The 516-nt window shown below is 66.5% G+C and carries 1 pseudogene; it reads right to left on the bottom strand.

Annotation, left to right across the window (positions count from 1 at the left end):
- Positions 1–516, bottom strand: a pseudogene (locus tag GT354_RS02790) (hypothetical protein); the annotation flags it as partial.

The following is a 516-nucleotide window of genomic DNA, read 5'->3' on the forward strand; positions in this document are numbered from 1 at the left end:
CACCATGACGGGCGTCTTGAGGGCGACGTGGACGACGAACGCGCCGACGAACACCCAAGCGCCGTACAGGTGAAGCCGATAGAACGAGCCCGGGAACGCGTACCACAGCTGGATGTTCATCAGCCCGGTGACGAACTCGAAGATCACCCCGCCGACCAGAAGCAGCAACGACACGCGCTCCAACGCCTGGGCGGGGCTGCGCGTCGGCGGCCAGGCGAACAGCCTCGGCAGGACGGACCACAGCTTGGCCAACAGGACCGGGACGAGCACGACACCCAGGGTGACGTGCACGCCCTGGGTCAACCGGTAGAGCCAGTACGGGTGGGTCGGCCACGTGAACAGGTAGAAGCCCAGCAGGTCGTGATCGGGCGTCAGGTCGTTGACGGGATCCAGGTCCGGGTCGTAGGCCGCGTAGGACAGCGCACCGGTGACGACCAACGTGGTGATGCCGAACAACAGGACCAGGCCCAAAACGGCCGTGAGCCACGGCCCGCGGATCGGACTGCGCCAAAACCC

Origin of the sequence: Streptomyces sp. SID3343 (genome assembly GCF_009865215.1) — a bacterium.
GTDB lineage: Bacteria > Actinomycetota > Actinomycetes > Streptomycetales > Streptomycetaceae > Embleya.